Below are 24,861 nucleotides of genomic sequence, written 5' to 3'. Positions count from 1 at the left end.
GATTGAACATGGAAAATGTAATGCTGGGTTATCCCCTTTCACCACAACAGAAACGACTGCATGAACTGAATAATAACGGATTAACATCACTGGTCCCAAGTGTAATTGCTGTTAACATCGAAGGTGAGTGCTCCAATGATCAGATTGAATTAGCCGTGAAGAGAATAGCCGAGAAATACAGCACACTCCGCACTTCCATAGAAGCCGATCCCAATTATGGGGTCCATCTTCAGAAAGTAGATTCGGAGACCAGAAGCCGATTCCGTACTGCATATTCCGATGAACCGATTCAGGAGCAGGATATCCAAGGGTTGATCCGAAAGGAGTTGGACACATGGACAGGTGATTATTCGCTGGAGGCCATTAACGTGGATCTGTCCGAACGTTCCAAAGTGTTGATTCTCGCTTTTGATCCACAGTTCTCGGATATTGAACCTGCCGTTATTCTATCGGATTTATCACAATTAATCGTGGCCGAGGTGGACTCTGAACTTTTGGAAGAAGAGGTACCGTACTATGCTGTATCCGAGTGGTTGAATGACCTGTTGACCAATGATGAGCATGCGGAGGAAAGAAGTTTTTGGAACAATAAACGGTTTGATCATGTTGATAAACAATTGTCCATGGTATCCGGTGGCGGAACCACGAGTATTACGATGGCAAGTTTCTCTGTGGAAGGGTCACCAGAATTGTGGGCTGAACTTGAGAAGGTAGCGGAGAAGGCTGGAAGTACAATAGATAACGTTACGCTCGCCTGTTGGAATCTGACTTTGCATCTGCTGGGCGAGGATAAGGAACTAACGGTTGGCGTACATACGCGTGGCCGACAAGATGAGGATTTGGAGAAGGTTGTCGGTGCATTGAATCGATACGTACCTCTGTACTCGGGATTAAAAGAGGACGACACGCTGACTCAGTTTTTCCAAAGAACGACGAGTGAAGCGAAAGATAGTGCAGAATATGCAGATTATTTTGACTTCAAAATGTTTAGCAAATCGAATTCGAGTCAATCTGTGTTCTCCTATGGATTCGAGAGTCGGGATGCATCATCCGTGGTGGAATCGGGTGGTCACACGTTCCGGGTTGTGTATCAGTCGGAACAGATTGAACCGGTTCACCTTGGACTCCATATCCAGCAATACCCTGATCGCAGAGATATCGTTCTTCGATATAACGAGGAAAAGTACACTTCGACAGAGATTGGCTACGTAGCGGATATATTCACACATATTTGTAACAAGGCCTATGTGAATCTGGATGAACCCGTATCGTCCAATATCATCCCTGATCATCTGACATTTACATTGCAATCGATTCTTCAAGGAGAGGTTCGGGAATATGCAACCTCTACATTGGTGGAGATGCTGGACGAACAAGCCTTGAAGACACCAGATCAGGTTGCGGTTGTGTCCGGTAACACTCTGCTTACGTTCCGGGAAATCCATGAGAAGTCCAAACAGCTTGCCCACTATCTGCATCGGACAAGAAGTGTCGGGCATGGAGATGTAGTCGGGGTAAGCGTGGAGAGATCTCCTGAGCTGGTCATAGCCCTTCTGTCGGTACTTCGAGCAGGGGCGGCTTATGTACCACTTGATCCCGATTATCCCAATGAGCGATTGTCCTATATCCGTGAGAATGCCCGCATTGAAACGGTGCTGTTGTTGAATAAAAACAATGAACGGCTCAATTCCCTTTTTGCTAATCCTGTATTTCTTGAAGAAGAAGGTGAGGCAATTGCGACCGAGCCCACGGACGCACCGGCAATCGGAGTAGATGCCAGAGACATCGCCTATATCCTCTATACTTCCGGTTCCACAGGTAGACCCAAAGGGGTCAAAGTGTCACATCAGGCCATCAGCAACCATATGCATTGGATGAACAATGAATTTCCACTGAGCGGGGAAGACGCTGTATTGCAGAAAACATCGATTAATTTCGATGCATCGGTATGGGAATTCTATGCACCGCTCACTACGGGCGCAAGGCTGGTTCTTGCTGAGCTGGACAAGCATGCTGATCCCGACTATCTGCTCGATATTATTCATAAGGAACGAATTACGACATTACAGGTTGTACCTACCATGCTTCAGGCTTTGGTGGAAAAAGAAACCCTCTCTTCAGCACCGTTAAAAAGGGTGTTCAGCGGCGGAGAGAGACTGGGAATTCCGCTCCAGAAGGCTTTCTTTGCTGGTTCCAACGCTCAGTTGATTAACTTGTACGGCCCAACTGAGGCGAGTATTGATACGACTTATCATATCTGTGACAAGGATAACGTTCATGAAACGATCGGCAGACCGATTCATAATACGAATCTGCTCGTGCTGGACTCGAACCTTAATCTTGTCCCGCCAGGTGTTGCCGGAGAGTTATATATCAGTGGAAAAGGCCTTGCAGATGGATATGTAGATGAACACTTAAATGACCAGGCTTTCCTGGCACATTCTTATGCGCCGGACAACGTGATGTACAAAACCGGAGACAGGGTCCGTTATTTCCCGGATGGTCATATCGAATACATTGGTAGGGTTGACCGGCAGGTGAAGTTAAGAGGTTACCGGATCGAACTTGGCGAGATCGAGAAGGTTCTGAATGAACATCCTCATGTGCGACTTGCAGCGGCGAAATTGTTAGAGAAGACAGAACCTTTGCTGGCTGCCTATGTAGAACTGGATACCGCTGGAGAGATTCAGGATGTCAAACAGTGGATTTCATCCGCACTTCCCGAATATATGATTCCGAACGTCATCCAAGTGCTGGAGCATTTACCGCAGCTGAGCAATGGGAAAATTGATTACCACGCCCTGCCGGACGTGGATGTAAGTTCAGGGGCGGAATATGCCGCACCAACGACAACCGTTGAGCAGATTGTCGCCCAGATCTGGAGAGCGGTATTGAAGCGGGAGCAGATTAGTATTGATGAGAATTTCTTTGCACTCGGAGGGCATTCGCTTATCGCAACGCAGGTCATCTCTGGAATCAGACAACAGGTAGGTGTTAATCTGCCGCTACGTAAAATATTTGATGCGCCTACCATTCGTGAATTGTCCGAAGTGATTGAGAATCTGTTATTGGAAGCGAATGGTTATTCTACGGAGGGTAATTAAGTGAAAAAATCCGGTGCAGTAATAAACAAAAGCGAACTGATTGATCGAATATTAAGTCAGATGAATGTTTCCAAAACAGTAGAACGCACTTCTCGGGAAATCAACCGATTTCCCTTATCTTTTGCTCAGAAGAGATTGTGGCTTCAGCAACAGATTGAGCCGGGAAGTACGGCATACAACATGGTTTTTGCCAATGAGATTAGAGGAGAGTTCGATGAGTCGGCATTTGAGCAAGCCATCGGACTGATGGTGGACAGGCAAGAGTTACTGCAGATTCGGATTGATTCCGAAGAGGGTGTACCTTATCAGTATATTTTGAAAGAACAACCGGATTATCAATGGGTTGATCTATCGATGTATCCGGAAGATCAGGCCGAAAGTCAGATTGTCGATGGAATTGAAAGGGCCGATGGCCCTTTTGATTTTACTCGGGACAGACTGTGCAGATTCAAATTATTTAAGCTTAGTGATCACCGCCACATTTTTGTCCTGATGATGCATCATATCATCTCGGATGGTCAGTCAATCGAGATCATACGAAGAGACCTGTTATCTTATTATGAACATTTCCGCGGAGTGGGCCCATTGCCGCTATATAACCCATCCGCGACCCAATATATAGACTACTCGGTATGGCAGAATCAATTGTTGGAACGTAAAGAGTTTGCTGCTCAGAAGAGGTACTGGCTTGATCAGCTGAAAGAACACTCCTATACGCTCACTTTGCCATATGACCATGAACGTCCGCAGAAACGGAGTGAAGAGGGGATATCCGTATACTTCACGATACCTGCATCTCTTACCAGCAGATTAAGGAAAATCTCGGAGAAGAATCATTCCACGCTATTTATGGTGATGTATACCTGTTTTGCGATTTTGTTACGTAAGTATTCGGGTGAAACGGATCTGCTGATCGGTACGCCTGTCTCCAATCGGCCACAGTCCGATTTGGAGAAGATAGTTGGTTTCTTTGTCAATACACTCGTACTGCGAAGCCGTATTGATGATCAGCAATCATTTCTGGACCACCTTGACGCTTCCAAAAATACCATCCTTGATGCATTTGACCATCAGGATGTACCGATTGATCTGTTGTTCGATGACCTGATCCAATCTAGAACCACAGGATATTCGCCATTGTTTCAGGTCATGTTCAGTCTGGGGAAGGCGGGCCATTTTGAACAGAAAGATCAACAGGCTGTGTTCAGGGAGATCAAGCTGAAGCAGATCAACACATCCAAATTCGACATGTCACTGGACTTGACGGAAGATCAGGATGTAATTAAGGGTACGTTTGAATGTAGTCGGGATCTGTTCCACGTGAGTACGATCGAACGCTGGGCCAGTAATTTTATAGCGTTGCTTGAACATATTGTGAATTATCCAGGGAAGCCAATCGCAGGGGTTGGAGCCGTTAGTGATGAAGAACGACAGAAAGTTCTATATGAATGGAACGATACCGTAATGGATTACCCTGATCATATCTGTGTACATCACCTGTTTGAAGCATCTGTAGCCCAAGCCCCAGATCAGGTGGCTGTGGTGTATGGGGGAGATGAATTATCTTATCGAGATCTGGACCGTCAAGCGAATCAATTAGCTCATCTTCTGATCGAAAAGGGAATTGGACCTGACAAGGCGGTAGCCATTGGCATAGAACGTTCAATGCATTTGCCTATTGCCCTTCTTGCTGTGTTAAAAGCGGGAGGAGCCATCGTGCCTCTGGATCTGGATGCACCTGTGGAGCGAAATCGTCACATGTTAACAGATTCGGGAGCGTCCATCTGTCTCATCAATACGAATACGTTGCCGATCCCGGATGATGTTGCCCTTCTGATCGACGTATCTCAATCTGAAATATATATGGACAAGCCGATAACAGTTCCCTCGACACAAGTGGGGCCTGATCATCTGGTAGCTATTTATTATACGTCAGGCACTACAGGGAAACCCAAAGGGGTATCTGTGCGGCACCAGGGATGGGTGAACCGTATCTGCTGGATGCAGCACCAATTCAAGCTGGAATCCCATGAAACAGTACTTCAGAAAACAACTCTGACCTTTGATGATGTCGGTCTTGAATATTTCTGGACATGGATGGCAGGTGCTAGGGTTGCCCTGTTGGAACCAGGATTTCATCGTGATCCGTATGCGATCATTCAAGCTTTGAAGCAATATGAAGTGGCCATCGTCTTTTTTGTTCCGAGCATGTTGAAGATGATTTTGGAGCGAATTAGTGTGGCGGATCTGGAGCAGTTAGCGTCATTAAGGGATGTATTCTCCAGTGGGGAGGCATTGAAACCCGAAATGGTTGCAGCGTTCCACCACAATCTTCCCGAGCGTAATCTGCATAACAGTTATGGGGTAACCGAGGTTTCCATTGATTCGACCATTCATATGAATGTGCAGTTGGAAGGTCTCCGCGCACGAAGAAATATATCCATTGGTCGGCCAATCGGGAACAATTTTATATATGTTCTGGATGAAATGCAGAATCCGGTGCCGATCGGGGTTCACGGCTATTTGTATATTGGTGGTGTTGGGCTGGCTAGGGGTTACTATGGAGATCCCGTAAAGACCGGACAGGCTTTCTTTGCAAACCCGTTTACGGATGGAAGGATATACAGGACGGGCGACATTGCTTATTACGACGCCACTGGCAAGTTATACATTGTCGGTCGAATAGACAACCAATTGAAGATTAGAGGCATGCGTGTAGAATTGGGGGAAATCACGGATGTAATCTCCAGACATGCTGATATTCAGGAGTGTGCGATGCTGGCTGAGAGATGGGGAGATGATGAAGAACTGTCACTGAGTGCTTATATTCAGCTGGCTCCATCTTCTGAGATTCTCAGTACGGACCTTCGCAACTTTTGCCGAACCCTGCTGCCAAGTCACATGATTCCTTCACGTTTCATTACTATTGATCGTATTCCCCTGAACAGTAACGGTAAGTTGGACAAGGCAGCGCTGAAGCAGCTGGACCGTGGCACATTGAAGGATTATATCGCTGCTCCGCAGGATGAGCTGGAAGAAAAGGTCATGCAGATCTTCATGGATATCCTTGGTGTGGACACCATCCATCTTCATGAAAGCTTTTTCGATCAGGGTGGACATTCGATCAAAGCCGTCCGTTTAATGGATGTTCTGAACAGAACATTTCATACCGAGCTATCCGTGATCACCTTGTTTGATTACTCCACCGTGACCGAGATTGCACATATCATCCGAGAGGGGAACCTTCCTCAAGATCAATCGGTTGTTGTGTTGAAAGAAGGTGGCCGTGTTGATGACTCGCCATTGTTTCTCCTTCCGACGGGTGGCGGCAACCTGATCAATTATTATGAGTTGGTTAGCCAACTGGAAGGCCTGAATATATACGGATTTGTGCCAAAAGGATATGAAAACGACGAAGAACCGCTCTATACCGTCCAAGAGCTGGCGCAGTATTATTATGGTGTTCTTACGCAATTGCATCCGATAGGTCCCTACCGTTTGCTGGGTTGGTCCTTTGGTGGCAATGTGGCATTTGAGATGGCACGGATCATTGAAGATGCAGGACAACAGCTGGAGTGGCTGATTATTCTGGATGCACCTGCCCGAAGCCATGAGCGGGATGTTCGTCCAATAAACAAGATGGAGGCTCTTGCCGAATTAGCAAACAACGACGGATATGAGTTCGTGCCTAGCGGAGACTATGAGATTCAGTTAAAGGAAGTCATGCATCACTTTTCAGATAATGGAATAATTGGACATCTCAAAGTGCGTCTGGCTAATGAGGTGGCCTTTGATAACTACTATTCAGCAGAACCGATTCAGTCCGATATCCATCTGTTGTACGCAACCGCTCAGGATGAACAAAGTCCAGTTCCGTTAACGGATGCACAGGTCTGGCACGCCAAGACGACAGGTACATGCACTTCAACTCCTATTCCAGGTCATCATGAGAATCTGATCGACTACAATCATGCTGTGAATGTGGCCCAATATGTGAATCAAATGGTGAAGGGATGGATCAGATAACTTTTGAAACGATGGAATCCAATGTGAGAAGTTATTGCAGACATTTCCCGGCCTTATCTGATAAAGCCAAAGATGACCGACTCTATATGGAGTGAGGAAATATTGAAGCAGTACCCCAACATTGATATTCGGGGAATTGGTCTGATCTGGGGGTTGGATCTCTCCAAATTCGATACAAATATTGCAGCAGAGGTACAGAAGGCATGTTTCGAACGTGGACTTATTGTCGAGCGAGTAGGCAGACATGATAGCGTGGTTAAGGTCATGCCTCCATTGAATATTTCCAACAACAATCTGCGAAAGGGATGCGAAATCCTGAGGGATAGCATTGCTTCGGTGTTGGCGTTGCAAGAGGAGAAAGTTGTGCAAAAGATTTAACTTTGGATGCATCTTCCTGCTTCATATGGAAGAGAACATCAGATTGAACCAAGCGGAGCATTAATGACTTCGCTTGTCTTCATTCTTCATAGCAGCATGAAAGAGATGTGGAATGAGTTTTAGGTTCGACGTAAGCGGAGGTGGGCCATGGAGATTTTCAAAAACAAGAACTTCAGTTTGATGTTTTTTGGCAGAATCTTGACCAACATCGGAGATAGCTTATATGCGGTATCCGCCATGTGGCTGGTCTACAATCTGGGAGGATCCTCATTTTATACAGGACTCGCGGGTTTTTTGTCCATTTTGCCGAAAATTATTCAACTGTTATCCGGACCGATGATAGATCGGATCCCGATTCGAGGGATTCTGGTATATAGTCAGTTAATTCAGGCCGCATTGTTATTAATTGTCCCTATTGCTGCATACTATGATTTTCTGAGTGTAGGCCTGGTACTCGTGATCACCCCTATTCTGAACATATGTAATACCTGGGTGTACCCTGTTCAGATGTCAGCACTGCCAAGAGTATTGGAGAAACACCAACTCACGCAGGGCAATTCTCTGTTTTCCATCGCTTATCAGGGGATTGATGTGGCTTGTAATGCCATCTCCGGGATCCTCATTGTTGCGCTGGGTGCGGTGTCTTTGTATTTTTGGAATGCCATCGGTTTCTTCATAGGTGCGTTATTATTCTCCCAATTGCGGATTGCTCCTTATATCATGGAATCGAAAATGAAGAAGGAACAGGATACATATGATGAGACTATTGAACAGGTGAATGGGAGTACATCGTCAGGAATGCGTTTGTTTTTTAGGAATTACACGGATGATTTAGTGAGTGGAATCAGGCTGCTTACACGGACAGCATTGGCCAAATTACTTTTTGGCATTATGGTTATTAATGCTGCGGGAGGAGCGACATTTAGTGTACTCCCCATATATAGTGATGAGATCGGTGGAGCCGATATCTACGGGTTGATGCTGATGGCACAGGCGCTCGGCAGCGTCATTGGTGCAACATGTGCACCGTATCTCAGACTGGAAAATGTGCGTTTGGGTCGGTTGTATTCTGTGGCATACATCATCTCCGGGATCGCTTGGATCGGGTGTATATTTACTCCATGGAGCTGGCTGAGCATTCTGGTATACGGACTGGCCTGGGTTCCCGGCGGAGCCGTTAACGTCATCATCAATACCGTTGTGCAGAAGGGAGTGCCGCAGCAATATTTGGGTTTGGTTTTCTCCGCGACGATGGCTTTAAGCGGCATAGCTATGCCAATAGGCAGCTTGATCGGCGGTACGCTGGGGGTCTGGCTGCCGAGTTCTACAGTCATTACCTTATGTGGAATTACCGTTGTTTTGGTAGGTGTATACTGGATGTTCGATCGCGTATCCCGCAACCTTCCCAAGACGGAGCAACTGGATGAAGGATATTTCAATTTCACACCACGTGGCGGCACGGCTCGTTCGAATACCGAAATGGGGGCTTAACACTGTAGCATAATGAGACCGTCGTTCATCTCTAAATTTCATATGTGAAAAAATAAAAAAGGCACCTTCAGAAGGGTATGGGGATAACGATTGGTTATCCCGTGCCTGTTCCATGAGGTGTCTTATTCAGGTTCATTCATGTTAAACCATGTTAAACGTTACCTAAGCAATCGAATATTGCAGGTTAATTGTTTTTACTCCGTATAATCACTTATCGCAGTTCGCCCCGCCTCTACACTGATCCAGTAGGAATAATCTTCGCGTACGTCCACATAGAGGTTAAGTTCCTTCGCATCAAGGGTACTTACCGTTAGTTTAAAATTGCCATAGGCATCTGTTGTAACCTGCTGCGTCTGGATGTGCTCTACAGCAGGCGAAGGACCATGGATTTTAATTGGCATCGTCTGGTTGGCATACGCCGGGAACGTACCTTGAAGGACCAATGTGTGATCGGCAGAATATACTGCTTTCATGGTCTGATCCGATAGTCCGCCGTTCTTTTCATTCTCGGTAGCTTCAGTGGCATTTTTCGGTCTGCTCCATAGTTCGAAGCCTTTTTCCTTCAGGTTCTGGAGAAAAACAACGGCCTCTGCCCGGGTCAAGGATTCTTGTCCCGCATAACCTTGCACCGTAGCTGCAGTTTTGCCCGAAGAGTATCCCATGTTCAGCAGATACCTGATGGCATCGTCATCCTGGGTATAATTTTTACCGCCAAGCCCCGCCACGATTACGGCTACTTCTGTTCGATTCAAGGCATGATTGCGCAGCTTCGGATTCTGTTTGCTGGCATCCAGTTTCAGATTCAACGCGGAAGCATAGGTATAATAACGATCACTCCAGATGTTTCCTTTGATAGCTTGTCCCTCTACAGCATCGATGCTCTGAATGACATGGGAATTCGCATACAGCTTGAACAACATGGAGAGGAATTCGGCTTCACTCACCTGATTGTTGGGTTTGAACGTTCCATCCTCGTATCCACTGACCATCTCCTGTTGAACGGCCCATTGAATGGCATCTTTCGCCCAATGTGTACGGACATCAGTTAATTGGGGAATTCCCGTTACCGTAACAGAGACAACCACTTCTTTCCCTTCAAAACGAATCCGAATTTCGGCTTTACCAGCCTGCAGTCCAATGATTTTTCCATCCTTGATGGCAATGCGATCTGACGTCGTGGTGAAGGAAACGTTAGACTGTGGAACATAGGATGTTCCGTTATCATTCACGGCAGTGATTGAAGGTAGATCAATCTGTTCTCCTGCTCGGACTTTCAGGTTTGGTTGTCCTGGCGTTATACGGGTAAGTGTTGTATCTTGAACACCGTCCACATGGAAGAAACGTGTGGAGTATGAGATTTCCGCTGCTGTACCGTTTTTCTTTTGCAGACCTGTAATTCGAATGTTGAACGTATCGCCGTTCTTTAACAATTGCACATCGTCAGGACGGAAGATAATGGCGTAGCCATATCCATATCCACCTGTCTCTACATTGAAATAGGCTTGATTAAACCATTGTTTATCCGCAGGGTCCACGTTGTAATAACCCGTTGGAAAGCCAGTGTTCTGGTTCTTGGCATTAAAGTTCCATGTACGTTGATCGGAAGTTCGAGTCATCTCGACCTGTACCTCAGACAGTGATGGCTTCGCGAATACATCTGTATTCAGTTGGACAGACCAGGCCTGTGTACTGCCAAAGGCTTCGATTGGAAAAGCTCCCTGATTTGGGAACAGGCTGTAGTTGAACGAAGTTCCCCCAGTTCTGCTTTTATCAAATACCTGCATGGCACTATAGTACTGATCATATGTCTTGCCTGCTTCACTACGAGTGGCGAGTCCAAATCCGATTCGTTGCAGTTGTGGACTCAAAATCCAGCGCCGATGACCGAGTCGATCAATATTGGAGGCATCTGAATCATTCATGTAAGCCTGAATGCTTTTGGTCAGGACGTTATCCTTGGCACTACTGGTAAGGTACAGATTGGAGCTGCTGGCAGACTTTGAACCTGTGTCAAAGAAATCCTTTGGCATATCTCCTGGCTGTTTTGGAGAATGGGACAGGTATCCACCCGTGGAGACCACAACAGCCCCATGCTGGGCTTGACGATTCAATGTCGGGTCAAGCACAAGATCGCCCTGTAGCCCCGTAATAAAACGATAAAAGTTGGCTGCGTTCAGCCCTTGTTCCAGATAGGCGTCACTTACCACACCAGCAGAGTAGGGAGCACTTGTCGAAGGTGTTTTTGTATACAGGGGAGATGTATCATTGCCATTCATCCACTGATTCCACTTTTGGACAATCTCCTGCTGACTTCGCTCAGGTAACAAACTGTCCACCTGTTCCGCATGTGCCGCTTGAGCACCCCATAACAGAAACAGCAGCCCTGCCAAGGGCAGAGTGAACAGTGAATGCATTTTATTTTTCCGGTAAACCATGTTTCCAACCCCTCTCATATCTGGACGTACGAAGAACATATGCATATACAGCATTATGGTATATTCATCGACATTACAGCTTGTTTTGCTTAGAGTCAGGCATGGGAGCATAAGGCCGAGCGTATGAAGGAGGGTGTTTAAATTAGGGGGTTGGTGGTTTTTTTGTTAAAAAAAGAGCACAGGCCACCCCGCTGATTGGGGACTGCTTATGCTCTTTCTACATATGTATCTACTTTTTAGTCGAGACTCAGGTCGAAATCAGGCTCACACATATAATCTAATGGGTACAGATCATCTCGTGCCGAGATTAATGCACGGAAATAAAGATCCCTGATACCGTGCTCAGTTGCACTTTCATCTGAGCGATTGGAGACAAGTTCAGCTACCACAAAAACGTCTTCTGCGAGGTTACATTTAAAAAGGACATTTTTCGGATGAATGACTTCCTCCAGGTAACTGTACGTCATCACGTGAAATACTTGTCCGCACCAGTTTGTCTTGATCACTTTATAGGACTTTGTGCGAACCAGATCCAGATAACGTTCCAGCTGGAACGTATGCTCGAATTGCGTAATATAACCTTTTTTATCTACATCAATCGTAAATTCGACATCATAGCTCACATGCATTTCATCTTTATAAGTTCCGTTCATGACCTTCATGGCCTCAAAGTGTGATCCGAATTCCGGATCTTCCACATAGGGAATGGTAACGAGTTCGGGGTCAACATATTCTGTGATCTTACTGTTACTGGAAGGTGGGGTGTAATACTTCGATGGCTGAAGATCAATCGATCCAATCATGCTTCCTGGGAAACCGGGGCTGCAAGTTATTCGCATATTCATCTCCTTAGTTGTTGGTCAGTAGTTAGACGAACGACTAGGGAGAAAGTTGCACCAGAATAAGGAAATGAAGGACGGGAAGAACCCAGTATGTCTATCTCCCAACATCGAGCAGCAACGAGTGGTAAGTAAGTTTTCTTCTCATATGCAGGAGTACTGGCACTATTTCCAATCTACCTACTCTTTTGATACAGTAACTGTAGGACATATCGGAGGTATATATCATGTATGGGACAATGTTTTCATGAATGGGTCATGGAGAACCGTACCCCATATCACTCTCGGAGAGGAGTCCATCTAATGAATGTGAATGAACATGTGATCGAACAACAGTCTCTTACCTTTGTGGGCATCAAACGAACGTTCTCTTGTGTGGATGGTGAGAATTTAATAGAAATTCCTAAGATGTGGCAGGATGCTTTGGCAGACGGCATTGAGGAACGTTTAAACGGGTTCAATAACGGAGCTATTCCCGGTCTGGTGGGATGAATTAAAGCCGGAGGCGATACAACGGTTGTGGCACCATATTATGACAGAGTGGTTGCCTTCCACTTCATATAAGCATGCAGGTATTCCAGAACTTGAAGTGTACAGAGGTGATGGCATACCTCCCCAAGTCTGGATACCTGTAAAATCTGTGTGAGCAAAATTGAATTAGGAGGTCTGCGATGTTATCCAATAAAGTGATTGATCATTGCCAGGAGCAAGGCTGGTGGCATGAAGATGTTCCAGCAGCCTACGAAGAAGCATTGCAAAAGCTGGAGATCGATCTTCAATCGGATTTTGCACAATTTTATTTACATGCAGAGGATGGACCAACTTTCTACAGCAGGCATCAGGAGTTGTATCAGATCTGCTGGTTTATGGAGAACACCGTATATATGGAAGACATGGATGTAGCACAGCTTACACTGGGACTTCCCGAGGCGTATATTCCACTGGACAGTTTTGAAGGTGAAGGTGGATTTTTCTACAACCGTCAGACGGGAGAAGTGGTACTGGTGGAACTGGGTGAATCGATTGAACGGTTTCTTAATGGCGAGAGTGAGCCGCAGTGGGCTGATTTCAATGCTTTTCTGGAGTGGTATTTCGTTCTGGAGGAGGAGACGGTGCAATGAAAGATCTGACACCGGAACATGCCGAACTGGAGCGACAAATTGTAGAAACGGTAGAAGCCGGTAATGTGCTGGATGAGACGCAACAACATGAACAAGCACTTATCTATTATGATCAGGCATGGGGCATGTTGCCCGAGCCGAAGATGGAATGGGAGATTGCAAGCTGGATCGCATCCTGTCATGCGAATGCACATATCGATCTGAAGCAGTATGGACTGGCGAAGCCGTGGGCTGAGATATCGTTAAGTACGCGGAGTTCGGATAGAAGTACGAGTCCGTTGATCGATCTCGGCATGATCTGCATGAGACTTGAACAGCATGACGAGGCGTATTCGTATTTGCATCAGGCGTATGAGTTCGGCAGAGAGCGTGCATTTCAGGGAAGTCCGAGGGATGTGTTGAGTTATTACATTGAAGAGCGGGCTAAGCGTAACTAGAATGATTCCGACCAGACCATGAAACAAAAAGGGTACCCCGGTTTGGCCAAAACATGACCACAGGAGTACCCTTTCGAGTTGAATATTCGTTTATTACAGGATGTTTGACTTCATTTAATCCGAAATGTTACGCGTATAGTATTCAATAATATCCTTACGACGGATAATACCGAGGAAGACACGATCGACATCCACCACGGGCACAAAATTTTGGTCTGCTGCAAGTGTCAGCATATCCTCCATTTCAGCCTCAATGAATACACATTCATTATATACCCGATTGTTAATCTCATGGACCTGAACCTGATCCATCGTATCAAAAGTCAATCCGGGTGTATTTCGCATTTTCCATAACAAATCGCCTTCGGACAGGGTAGCAACATATTTTCCATCCTGGTCAATCACGGGAACGGCGGTGTAGTGTTGCGATTCCAATTGCTCAATAGCATCTTTCATGGAAGCGGTAGACTTGATATAGGCCACTTCGGCTTTGGGGAGTAAAAAATAGCTGATTTCCATCATCGGGCTCCTTTTCAGCCTTTTGCATAGCAAAAAAGCTTTAGTATGTAATCTCACTCTCCTTATTTAAACATATTATGTGAGCTTTCGGCTATTTTTAATGATAAATTCGTCAGATTTGTTTCATTGTTTAAATGGCTCTGGAAATCTATAGTGTATATTAGAGGTGATGTAACCATGAAATCAAAACGTAAATTAATGTACGGACTGCTGCCCATCTTGTTTGCAGGTGGAATCGGAATGTATCTATACATGCAGAATAACAAAGAAGCAGAGGCTAAGCCCCAGACTACCGTGAATCAATACATAGAGCATCTGCAAAAAAAAGAATTTGACCAGTTGTACACCTTGATGACACCTGCTTCGTTGCAAGAGTCGGGCATGAACAAGGAACAATTTGTTGAGAAATACAATGCGATCTATTCGGGGATGGAAGTATCCACCGTCAAGGCGGAGGTTAAACCTGTGGAGGTTGACGAAACGGCTTCCGATGGCAGTAAGACCGATGCAGAGAAACAAAACCCGGATACGTATGAGGTGGATTACAACCTGCAACTGACAACTTTTTTGGGTGAAGTCAGTGAGACGCATACATTAAAACTGGTCCGGCACGAGCTTGAGGACGGGGGCAAAAACTGGCAAATTAACTGGCAGCCTTCGCTGATCCTGAATGACATGGCTAAGGGCAGTAAGGTACGAGTGAGGACACTGTTCCCCGATCGTGGAGACATTGTGGATCGTGATGGTTTGCCGCTCGCTACCAAGGGGACGATGAATGAATGGGGCATTGTACCTGAGAAACTTGGTGATAACCCGGACCAGATGATTACCCGAATCGCGAGCCATTATCAGGTTTCGGAAGATGCCATTCACAAGGCGCTTGCGCAGACATGGGTGAAGCCGGAGTATTTTGTCCCGATTGGTTCAACGGAGGAGTTTGACGTGCCAGAATCTTTAAGCGGGGTTACGATGCAAAGCAAGGAAATCCGCTATTATCCACTCGGCGAGGCGGCTGCGCACCTGATTGGTTACGTGCGCAAAGCCACCAAGGAAGATCTGGATAAGGATACGGAAGGGTATTATCGCGCAGAAGATTGGATCGGCAAAGCGGGTTTGGAGCAGTCCATGGAGAAGCAGCTGCGTGGTGAACGTGGTGGTCTGATCGAAATCACTGATGAATCCGGTAACTCTCGTTCTGAGCTTATTCGCAAGGATGCTGTAGATGGACAGAATGTACAACTGACGATTAGCTCCAAACAACAAAAGAAATTGTATCAGACATTATCCAGTGGTGGAGATGCAGGTGCAATGGTTCTAATGAATTCGACGGACGGCAACCTGCTGGCGTTGGTCAGTGCGCCTTCCTATAACCCGAACAAAATGGTCACAGGACTTACTCAGGCAGAATGGGATGCTTATTCGGCGAATGAGAAGCTTCCTTTTATCAACAGAGTCACTACCCGGTATGCACCAGGATCAACCTTCAAAGCGATTACAGCCGCAGCGGGACTGGTGGAGAAGGTGACCACAGCAGACAAAACCCATGATATCTCTGGCTTGCAATGGCGTAAAGACGATAGTTGGGGCGGTTATTATGTTAAGCGTGTGAAGAGTTTATCCCCGGTTAACATGGTCGATGCTCTGGTGTACTCGGACAATATTTACTTTGCCATGGAAGCGATTGAGATGGGCAGCACCAAGTTTATTGATGGGATCCAGAAGTTTGGTTTTGGCGATAACTTTGGACTGGATGAACTGTATCTGAAGCCAAGCCAATATGCCAACGAAGCACATCTGGATCTGTCTTCTGAGGTGTTGCTCGCTGATACGTCCTACGGGCAAGGGGAGATGTTGATGTCCCCGATTCATCTGGCATCGTCATTTACACCTTTTATTAATGAAGGGAAACTGGTGAAACCTGTTCTGATCGAGGGAAAAGAAAGCACTGAGCCTGAGGTAATTATTACTCCGGAAGCCGCAAATACGGTTAAGGATGCTTTGGGAGAAGTTGTTTCCCGGCAAGGAGGTACGGCCCACACCTTGAATTCAATACCTGGAGGGCTCGCGGGCAAGACGGGAACAGCGGAACTGAAAGCAAAAAAGGGAGAGAAGGGTCAGGAAAACGGATTTTTCGTAGTGTTTGATACTGATTCTCCGAGCTTTCTGTTATCCGCTGTAATTGAAGAGGTGAACGGCCGAGGTGGAAGCCACTATGTCGTGGATAAATTAAAGCCTTTTTTGGAAAAGTTGGAGATTACGCAGTAACTCTGATTTAATATAGCCTCGAAAGCATAATATAAAGACCCGGTCACCATGTTATGGTTCTCACATGTGACCGGGTCTTTATTGTTTCATTTTATTCAATATGGAATCATTTATTTCCGAGCAGTAATCATGAAGCGTGCCGAGTTGGTACGAATGCCCTTCTCGTCGTGATGTTCTTTCACAAACTGCTGGAATCGCTCGAAGTCAGTGTCTACCTTTCCGAAATCAGGAATGATGGGTGCATGGGTTAGGAGAAACATCAAATCTTCAGGTGTAGCGTAATGCTCCACCACATTATATTCACGGACCTGAATGTCATGGAAACCTGCTGTTTGAAGTTCATGCTTGTATCGTTTCATCAATGTGCCAGGTTGAATGCCAAAACTTTGGCCACGGCCAAAAGCTACTGAAAGGTTGAGTTTATCATGTTCGCTGACCTGCTGGGTTAGAAATATCCCACCCTGAGCAAGAACCCTAAATACTTCTGAAGCAGAGAACCCAGAGTGTCTGGAAGATACCACATTAAAGAAGCAATCTGGAAAATCCAATTTTTCTGCGTCCATATGCAGAAAGCGTACATTGGAATGACCGCCCGTAGCCTGAAGATTATGCTGTGCGGTCTCAATCATTCCTTGAGCGAGATCAATTCCCACTAGCAATAAAGCTTCTTCCGCAATGGACAGAATGGATTCTCCACCACCCGTCCCAATATCCAGCAACAGATCGGACGATCGCGTATGGCGGACAACTTCCTCATAGAAGTTCCATCCGATGTTCTCCGAGACAACGTTCATGGAGCTGAAGTTCCAGCCATTCGTCCGGCCTACTCGCTCATAAAAGTCAGCGTAATCTATTTTGTTTTTCATTCTCATATTCCTCCAATGTGATTTGTTTGAACAGGACAAGAGTGTTGTGCCAAATCGTTCTAGTGTAAATGCTCGAATAGGATCAAATGGACAGACGTGTCCCTTGATAGCTGGTACGCGTTTTTGACCCAGCCCGACGACTAATTACTTCGAACAATACGGAGCAACATCCGTGTCACCTCACAAGTTGGAATGTCTCCATTATATTCAATTGACAGCGTATTCGCGAGGTGTTATTTTGAGGTGGAATGTATTCTATGAGTTCGAGGTGATCGATGGTGGCTATTCGTGCTAAGCAGATTTTTGTCAATTTACCTGTACAAGATTTGAAGAAATCCGTTGAGTTTTTTACCAAGGTGGGATTTGAGTTTGACGCCAATTTTACGGACGAGTCTGCTACTTGTATGATCATCGGAGAAAATATTTACGCCATGCTTCTGGTGGAGGAACGTTTCCAATCCTTCATTTCGAAAAAAATCTCCAATGCCGCCGATACAACCGAAGTCATTGTTGCCCTGTCTGTAGATAGCCGTGAGCAGGTAGATGTGATTGTACAAGCTGCCCTCGATGCAGGAGGGAAGCCATCCAACGAACCACAGGATCACGGATTTATGTACGGATGGAGTTTTCAGGATCTGGATGATCACCTGTGGGAAGTTTCCTATATGGATCTCAGCGCTTTTCCTTCGGAGTAATAAAATGAAAATAACTAGAGCCTTCCTAGATTAATAGGAAGGTTCTTTTTTTGTCAGTCGTACCTTTTTCATTGCTTATATTGGGTGCATCTGTTAAAATACAGAACGAATGTTCAGTATGGATGGGACGGAGTGAAATGGAATGAATATGAATAAAAAGCAACTTCAAACCGAGCAGACCAAGAAAAAACTTGCGGATGCTTCCAAAGCCCTTTTTGTACAAAAAGGTTATAAAGCAACGTCTATTGAGGATATTGTAGCTGCGACGGGCAGCAGCAAAGGCAATATATATTACCATTTTAAAAGTAAGGAAGGTCTGTTCCTCTATCTAATCGATGAGTGGGATCGGGAGTGGGAAGAGAGTTGGGCGGCCAAAGAACATCTCTATCGCACCTCCACGGAAAAGATATACGGACTGGCTGAACAACTCGTCATGGATGACATGAATCACCCGCTGACGAAGGCAGCTGATGAGTTCTTCACAGGGGAAAAGAAAGAAAATGATATTGAGGAGCGGATCTCCTTAATGTTTGAGCGGCATATTCAATTTAATAAACAAATGATAGAGCAAGGCATTGAGAGCGGTGAGTTCAAAGCAGACAATGTAGATAATCTCGCGCTCATATTGGAAAGTACCATTATTGGCCTTAGTCAGATGTCACGGGGGATGGAGCCTGATCAGGCTCTTGCGTTATACCGCCAGGCTGCCAGTGTATTCTTGCACGGGATTGCAAAAGATAAAGATTAAGTAACATTTTGACTATTACGGAGGATGGAATCATGGCATTACTAACACGGAACAGGGGCGCATTGCTGCTGTTAATGTTTAATATTTTTCTCGTTTTTACGGGTATTGGTCTCGTTGTGCCGATCATGCCTGCGTATATGGATCTACTGCATATCACCGGATTCACGGTTGGATTGCTGGTAGCGGCATTTTCCTTCACCCAGTTTCTGTTCTCCCCGCTTGCGGGTCGTTGGTCGGATACATGGGGACGTAAGAAAATTATCGTTGGCGGCATGCTGATCTTTGCTGTATCCGAGTTTATGTTTGGTGCTGTCAACGCACCAGTGCTACTCTTCGCAGCCCGGATGCTTGGTGGTATTGGTGCAGCGATGATCTTCCCGGCGGTTATGGCTTACACCGCAGATATTACAACAGAGGAAGAACGCGGCAAAGGTATGGGATTGATTAATGCAGCGATTACAACCGGATTTATCATCGGTCCGGGAATTGGTGGATACATTGCGGACTTTGGCATTCGAATTCCCTTCTACGCCGCTGGGGTTGCCGGTTTGCTGGCATCCATCATTACATTGATTATTTTGCCGGAATCCACACGAAGCACAGGAGAACAAAGTAAACCTATCCCTGGTTTAACGAAGGTCAAAGCTCCGGGTATGGTATCCCAATTGCTGAATTCATACCGTGAACCGTACTTTTTCAGCTTGATTATTGTGTTTGTTATGGCATTTGGTCTGGCGAACTATGAGACGGTATTTTCACTATTTGTGGATCACAAGTTTGGCTTCACGACCAAAGACATTGCATTTATTATTACATTTGGCTCCATCGCGGGTGCGGTTGTGCAAGTATCCTTGATCGGTTGGTTGCTCAATCGATTTGGTGAAAAGATGGTCATTTCAGTCTGTCTGTTATTTGTAGCCGTATTTGTACTGTTGACCTTGTTTGTAAGTACGTACTGGATGATTCTCGTCGTAACGTTTATCGTCTTTCTGGGTATGGATATTTTACGTCCGGCGATCAGTACACAGATGTCCAAACTGGCACAAGAACAACAGGGCTTTGTGGCCGGACTGAACTCGGCGTATACCAGTTTGGGGAATATCGCAGGTCCAATCGTAGCTGGAGCACTGTTCGATGTGAATATTAACTATCCTTATGTTTCAGCAGCTGCCGTTCTGGCGATCTGTTTCCTGTTATCCCTACGAGTACTCAGAGGGGCCAAAGCGGTAAAACAACCGAAGGCTGAAATGTAATTTTATAATTGGAAAATAAAGCTTCCATATCAATGCATCAACACCAAAAAAGTCGACTACACATGTTTCATGTGCAGTCGACTTTTTTATTAGTGCGTGTATTAACGAATTTCTCCATTCGTTTCAATCAGTTTTTGATACCAGTGGAAACTCTGTTTGCGGATACGTCTCAATTTCTTGATATCGAATTCCTCACGATCCACATAGATGAATCCATAACGTTTGCTCGACCCTTGATGTGTGCTGACCAGATCGATCGCAGACCAAGGGCAGAAGCCAAATACATCCACGCCGTCCGTAATCGCCAGTTGAATCTGTTCGATATGTTTATTGAAGAATTCAATACGATATGGATCGTTAACCACGTCGCCTTCCTCCAGTTTATCAAAGGCACCCAGACCATTTTCCGTAACAATCAATGGCAGGTGATAACGGGAGTAGATCTGGCGCAGGGTAGAGCGGAAGCCCACGGGATCAATTTCCCAGCCAAACTCCGTTTTTTGCAGATTGGGATTCACAGATCCTCTATATGCGCCCGGTTCACCTACGATTTCATGCTGGTCTCCTGTATGGGAGAAGTCATTACCATCGTTCAGGCTTTCACCAACCGTTTGGGAAGTATAATAGTTGAACGCAATAAAGTCAGGTTTTCCTTGAGCTAGGATGTCCATATCTCCGTCTTCAATGATGGGAGTATATCCTTTCTCTTCGAGATAACTCCAGGCAATATGATTATAACGTCCATATACCGCCATATCGAGATAGAGCCAGTTACGAATGGCAGCATAGTTATCAGCCGCGAGTGTGTCTTCCGGTTTGGAGCTCGCCGGGTAAATTACACCGATATTAGGAGCTGGGCCAATCTTGGCTTCAGGCAGCATTTCATGACACAGGACCATGGCTTTAGCTTGAGCAACCAGCATGTGATGATTTTGCTGATACAGTGTTTTTTGCGGATCAACAAGTGTTGTATCCAGTGTACCCAGAGAGCCAGGATGCAGGATTAGCATATTTTGTTCGTTGATGGTCAGCCAATATTTAACCCGATCTCCGTAGTTTTCATAAAGAGTCTTGGCATATTGTTCAAAAGCATCAATCGTTGCTCGGTTGGACCAGCCGCCTTTTTCTTCAAGCGCATAAGGAAGATCGAAGTGATACATCGTCACAATGGGCTCAATACCGTATTTAATCAACTCATTAATGAGGGAATCGTAAAAGGCGAGGCCCTTCGGATTCACTTCACCTGCTCCTTGCGGATAGATGCGTGTCCATGCGATGGAGAAGCGGTAGGCTTTGAAGCCCATTTCGGCGAGCAACGCCACATCTTCTTTGTACATATGATAGTGATCACTGGTTACCTTGAAGTCGGTTACGCCTTCCACATGATTCCCCATGTCGATGACAGAAGGGCCTTTACCATCTTCATTCCAGGCTCCCTCAATCTGATAGGCAGAGGTTGAACCTCCCCAGAAAAAATCTTTAGGAAATGGTTTCAGTTGAGTATGTTTCATGGTTAGTTCCTCCTAAATTAAATTCGTATAATATAAGTTGGGTCAGACTACGAGAGTCAGCAGGACATCATTTTTCTGTACCTGTTCCTGAGTTGTTTCGAACACATCCACTTCTTGTTGCGTTAGAGTGACAATGACAGGTGTTACGGTTTCGTATCCGGCTTCCTTGATCTTATCGATGTCAAACTGGATCAACAGATCGCCCTGTCTGACGATATCACCTTCCTGAACAACTGGAGAGAAGTGTTTTCCCTTTAGCGCTACTGTATTGATGCCGATATGAATCAGGATTTCCGTTCCTGCGTTGGTGGTTAATCCAATGGCATGTCCAGTTGGGAAGAGGGAAGTGACAACGCCATCTACGGGAGCGACAACTTCGCCAATCTCAGGGACAATCGCCAAACCTTTGCCCATAGCACCAGTCGAAAAGGCTGGGTCGTTAATGGTATTCAGTGCTACGGCTTTACCAGTAAGTGGGCTATAAATTTGTTCTTTCTTGATCTCCGTTGTTTTGGTCTCAGGAACGACAGGAAGTTCAGCCGGCGTACTTTCAGCCGATGTGCTGGAGACAGAATCATCTTTCTCGGAAACTGTGTCTTTCGTTTTGCTTTCGTAACCAAACATCACCGTTAATACCGCGGCTACCGCAAAGGAGCAGGCAATCGCAATCACGTAGACAACCGTTGGTGTATAGACAGGAATGGCAAATATATTGTGGAACACATAAGCAGTCATTTTAACACCAAAGTGACCATTGATGGCACCGCCGATCGCACCTGCGATAACCACAATAGGAATCACACGTTTATAACGCAGGATCAGACCATATACAATTGGTTCAGTGACTCCTGCAAGTAAACCTGTAAGGCTGGTTGAGCCAGCAAGAGTGCGCAGGGTTTTGTTCTTTTTGGCTTTCAGGAAAATACCGAAGGCTACACCGATTTGTGCAAATACAGCTGCAGCAGCCATGGCTTCAATCGGATCGCCGCCAACCCCGATATTCTGTATCGTGATTGGAGTAAAGCCCCAGTGGAGTCCGAACACAACCATGAAGGTCATGAATCCACCGAGTACAACCCCTGATAATATACCGCTGACCCCAATGAGCCAAGTTACGCCGGAGGAGATCCAGTCACCTACCGTGGTGCCGAATGGTCCAAAGGCCATTGCGGACAGAGGAACCATAATCATCAAAGCAATCATCGGTACAAGGAACAATTGCAGGTCTTTCAAAATGATTTTCTTGAGTAACTTATTGAGAACAGCGTAGATACTAATCGATATGAAGATTGGGAATACGCTGGCTGAATAATTCATCATGACAACCTGTATACCCAGGAATGATACATCGGAGCCCTTATCCATCAGCCCGGTGAAGCTCGGTTCCATCAGAGCGGCACCAATTACGCCAGCTACATAAGGATTGGCTTTCAGCTTCATACCCAGTGTGATGCCGAGGAAGATAGGCAAGAAATAAAATACAGCGTTGCCGGCAGCAGATAAAATCAGGTATGTGTCACTTGTATCCGACATCCATCCGAGCATGGTCAGGACAGTCAGCAAAGCTTTTAGCATACCTGATCCTGCCATAGCCGGGATTAACGGCGAGAAACTTCCGGATATAATTTCAAAAACTTTGGATAATAGCGAGGTTTTTTCCCCTGTAGACTCAGCCGATGAGGAGGAATCTCCTCCAAAATCCCGGTTTTTCATAATCTCCGCATATACATGAGCCACGTTACTACCGATGACAACCTGGAACTGGCCGCCGCTTTCTACAACGGTAATAATGCCGTCATGCTTTTCAAGCGTTTCGCGTTCGGCCTTTTTCGAATCTTTCAGGTCGAATCTCAGCCGGGTCGCACAGTGGACAAGACCGTTGATATTGGCTTCTCCGCCGACGAGACGAACGATGTCATCCCCCATTTTTTTATGATCCATGTTCATTCTCCTTTGTTGTTAAGATTGCCTGAAAACAAAAAAATACCTAAACGAATGGCTATGATCATCGGAAAGATGACCTGTTGCCAATCATTTAGGTATCGCCTGCTTGAGCAGTAACAATCCTTGTCGTTAAGTTGTGAGACCTACTATATATGACGCCGAAATCGTTTGCAAGCTTTTTTTATTCCGTGTCCAGCAACTCGTTACGGGAAGTGACACGTTGAATATGAATCGTTAAATACACCTTTTCATCAATGGACATGGCACTTTCAAACTTGTCTTCAAGGTACTGATTGATCCGTTGTGTGCACTCAAAAGCCTTGCTATATTTGTCCTTCACCTGCTCATACAGAAAGTTATCTCCTGAAGCAAATTGCTCCTGTTCATTACTCAACATTCTCTGCACAAAATATTGAAGATGGGTAATAAACCGGGAATAATTAAACGAATTTTCATCCAGGGCAATTTGGTAATGATTAGTCACAATATTGAAGATATCATCAATCACTTCGGTAATTTCAACGGTTTGTTTCATACCTTGAGCATCTTGACGAGCGTTTACAAAATGCATCGCAATAAAGCTGGCCTCATGTTCATCCATTTGGATGCCAAATTGTTCCTGAATCAGCTCCACAGCGTTCATGCCAATCCCAAATTCCTTCTTGTAAAACTTCTTAATCTGCCACAAAAGAGAATTCTTCAGCCCGACGGATTTACGGTACCGGGTAATGGCAAACTGAATATGATCGATCAATGAGATATAGATATTATCACTAAAAATATCGCCCATTTCCTTTTTGGCATGGCCCACAATTTCGTCTGCTAACTTCAAATATTCGACCGATGTTTCCCCAATCAGATCAATTAATTTTTGCGGTATTTTATCCGATTTCAGCACAAAGGTTTTTTCGATTTTATCCTCATCCACAGGCTGTCCATTTTTCTTTTTGAATCCAAGACCGTTGCCAATGACAACAAATTCGTGACCAACCTGGTTCTCAGCCCGGATGACATTGTTGTTAAAAATCTGACGGATGATCATATATGTGTTTCACCTCAATTGGTCGTAATAATAACAAAAAACCCAAACTAAGGCTTAATAGACAGCCTTGGTTTGGGTATCGCCTGCTTACCAGTAACAATCCCGAAGAAGACGCAGCTTCCTCTTTCAATTATGTCCACTATACCGCTTTCATAACAGAATAACAATACAATGATTTATGGAAATG

General features: G+C 45.5%; 18 protein-coding genes. 11 read left to right on the top strand and 7 right to left on the bottom strand.

Annotation, left to right across the window (positions count from 1 at the left end; genetic code table 11):
- The first annotated feature begins 8 nt into the window (after positions 1–8).
- The 4 genes from MHB71_RS20740 (at position 9) to MHB71_RS20725 (ending at position 8,999) form a co-directional block, all read left to right on the top strand.
- Entirely contained in the window at positions 9–3,104 is a 3,096-nt protein-coding gene (locus tag MHB71_RS20740) for an amino acid adenylation domain-containing protein (protein WP_340027510.1), read from the top strand.
- The gene (locus MHB71_RS20735) at positions 3,105–7,130 is read left to right on the top strand and encodes an amino acid adenylation domain-containing protein (RefSeq protein WP_340027509.1); all 4,026 of its coding nucleotides are present in this window, start codon (positions 3,105–3,107) and stop codon (positions 7,128–7,130) included. It begins immediately after the preceding gene.
- Between the two features lie 102 nt (positions 7,131–7,232).
- The gene (locus tag MHB71_RS20730; protein WP_340027508.1) at positions 7,233–7,508 is read left to right on the top strand and encodes an aminotransferase class III-fold pyridoxal phosphate-dependent enzyme; all 276 of its coding nucleotides are present in this window, start codon (positions 7,233–7,235) and stop codon (positions 7,506–7,508) included.
- A gap of 147 nt (positions 7,509–7,655) precedes the next feature.
- Entirely contained in the window at positions 7,656–8,999 is a 1,344-nt protein-coding gene (locus MHB71_RS20725) for an MFS transporter (protein ID WP_339189732.1), read from the top strand.
- A 194-nt stretch (positions 9,000–9,193) separates the two neighbouring features.
- Here MHB71_RS20725 and MHB71_RS20720 read toward each other — a convergent pair whose 3' ends face one another.
- Both MHB71_RS20720 and MHB71_RS20715 read right to left on the bottom strand, forming a co-directional pair.
- The gene (locus MHB71_RS20720) at positions 9,194–11,434 is read right to left on the bottom strand and encodes an S-layer homology domain-containing protein (protein WP_340027507.1); all 2,241 of its coding nucleotides are present in this window, start codon (positions 11,432–11,434) and stop codon (positions 9,194–9,196) included.
- 236 nt (positions 11,435–11,670) lie between these two features.
- Entirely contained in the window at positions 11,671–12,273 is a 603-nt protein-coding gene (locus tag MHB71_RS20715; protein WP_339189728.1) for a hypothetical protein, read from the bottom strand.
- A gap of 303 nt (positions 12,274–12,576) precedes the next feature.
- On the opposite strand from MHB71_RS20715, the gene MHB71_RS20710 reads away from it, so the two are divergent.
- From MHB71_RS20710 to MHB71_RS20700, 3 genes are all read left to right on the top strand, one after another.
- A complete protein-coding gene (locus MHB71_RS20710) occupies positions 12,577–12,765 on the top strand; it encodes a hypothetical protein (RefSeq protein WP_340027505.1) in 189 nt (62 codons plus the stop codon).
- Positions 12,766–12,944: 179 nt separating this feature from the next.
- A complete protein-coding gene (locus tag MHB71_RS20705) occupies positions 12,945–13,394 on the top strand; it encodes a hypothetical protein (RefSeq protein ID WP_340027504.1) in 450 nt (149 codons plus the stop codon).
- Positions 13,391–13,831: a hypothetical protein gene (locus MHB71_RS20700; RefSeq protein WP_076253745.1), complete on the top strand. Its 441-nt coding sequence runs from the start codon at positions 13,391–13,393 to the stop codon at positions 13,829–13,831. The genes MHB71_RS20705 and MHB71_RS20700 overlap by 4 nt, the downstream gene beginning before the upstream one ends.
- Positions 13,832–13,945: 114 nt before the next feature.
- On the opposite strand, the gene MHB71_RS20695 is transcribed toward MHB71_RS20700, so the two are convergent.
- Positions 13,946–14,350 carry a CBS domain-containing protein gene (locus tag MHB71_RS20695; protein WP_036605969.1) on the bottom strand — a complete coding sequence of 135 codons (405 nt, stop codon included), beginning with the start codon at positions 14,348–14,350 and terminating at the stop codon, positions 13,946–13,948.
- Between the two features lie 177 nt (positions 14,351–14,527).
- On the opposite strand from MHB71_RS20695, the gene MHB71_RS20690 reads away from it, so the two are divergent.
- Positions 14,528–16,615 carry a penicillin-binding transpeptidase domain-containing protein gene (locus MHB71_RS20690; RefSeq protein ID WP_340027502.1) on the top strand — a complete coding sequence of 696 codons (2,088 nt, stop codon included), beginning with the start codon at positions 14,528–14,530 and terminating at the stop codon, positions 16,613–16,615.
- A 110-nt stretch (positions 16,616–16,725) separates the two neighbouring features.
- Here the strand turns inward: MHB71_RS20690 and MHB71_RS20685 are convergent, their stop codons facing one another.
- Positions 16,726–17,481, bottom strand: coding sequence for a class I SAM-dependent methyltransferase (locus MHB71_RS20685; protein ID WP_340027500.1), 756 nt, complete (start codon positions 17,479–17,481; stop codon positions 16,726–16,728).
- Positions 17,482–17,759: 278 nt separating this feature from the next.
- Between MHB71_RS20685 and MHB71_RS20680 the strand changes: the two genes are divergently transcribed.
- The 3 genes from MHB71_RS20680 to MHB71_RS20670 all read left to right on the top strand — a co-directional run bounded on the left by MHB71_RS20680 (position 17,760) and on the right by MHB71_RS20670 (position 20,177).
- A complete protein-coding gene (locus MHB71_RS20680; RefSeq protein ID WP_047840603.1) occupies positions 17,760–18,176 on the top strand; it encodes a VOC family protein in 417 nt (138 codons plus the stop codon).
- Positions 18,177–18,324: 148 nt separating this feature from the next.
- Positions 18,325–18,924, top strand: a complete 600-nt coding sequence (locus MHB71_RS20675; protein WP_340030210.1) for a TetR family transcriptional regulator C-terminal domain-containing protein — start codon at positions 18,325–18,327, stop codon at positions 18,922–18,924.
- A gap of 32 nt (positions 18,925–18,956) precedes the next feature.
- Positions 18,957–20,177: an MFS transporter gene (locus tag MHB71_RS20670; RefSeq protein WP_036668281.1), complete on the top strand. Its 1,221-nt coding sequence runs from the start codon at positions 18,957–18,959 to the stop codon at positions 20,175–20,177.
- A gap of 101 nt (positions 20,178–20,278) precedes the next feature.
- Here the strand turns inward: MHB71_RS20670 and MHB71_RS20665 are convergent, their stop codons facing one another.
- From MHB71_RS20665 to MHB71_RS20655, 3 genes are all read right to left on the bottom strand, one after another.
- Positions 20,279–21,688, bottom strand: coding sequence for a glycoside hydrolase family 1 protein (locus MHB71_RS20665; protein WP_340027498.1), 1,410 nt, complete (start codon positions 21,686–21,688; stop codon positions 20,279–20,281).
- A gap of 42 nt (positions 21,689–21,730) precedes the next feature.
- Positions 21,731–23,629: a beta-glucoside-specific PTS transporter subunit IIABC gene (locus MHB71_RS20660; RefSeq protein ID WP_340027497.1), complete on the bottom strand. Its 1,899-nt coding sequence runs from the start codon at positions 23,627–23,629 to the stop codon at positions 21,731–21,733.
- A gap of 184 nt (positions 23,630–23,813) precedes the next feature.
- The gene (locus MHB71_RS20655) at positions 23,814–24,674 is read right to left on the bottom strand and encodes a PRD domain-containing protein (RefSeq protein WP_340027496.1); all 861 of its coding nucleotides are present in this window, start codon (positions 24,672–24,674) and stop codon (positions 23,814–23,816) included.
- Between the last annotated feature and the right edge of the window lie 187 nt (positions 24,675–24,861).

The sequence above is a fragment of the Paenibacillus sp. FSL H7-0940 genome (genome assembly GCF_037979415.1).
GTDB lineage: Bacteria > Bacillota > Bacilli > Paenibacillales > Paenibacillaceae > Paenibacillus > Paenibacillus amylolyticus.
This window is presented reverse-complemented; position numbering and strand designations above follow the sequence as displayed.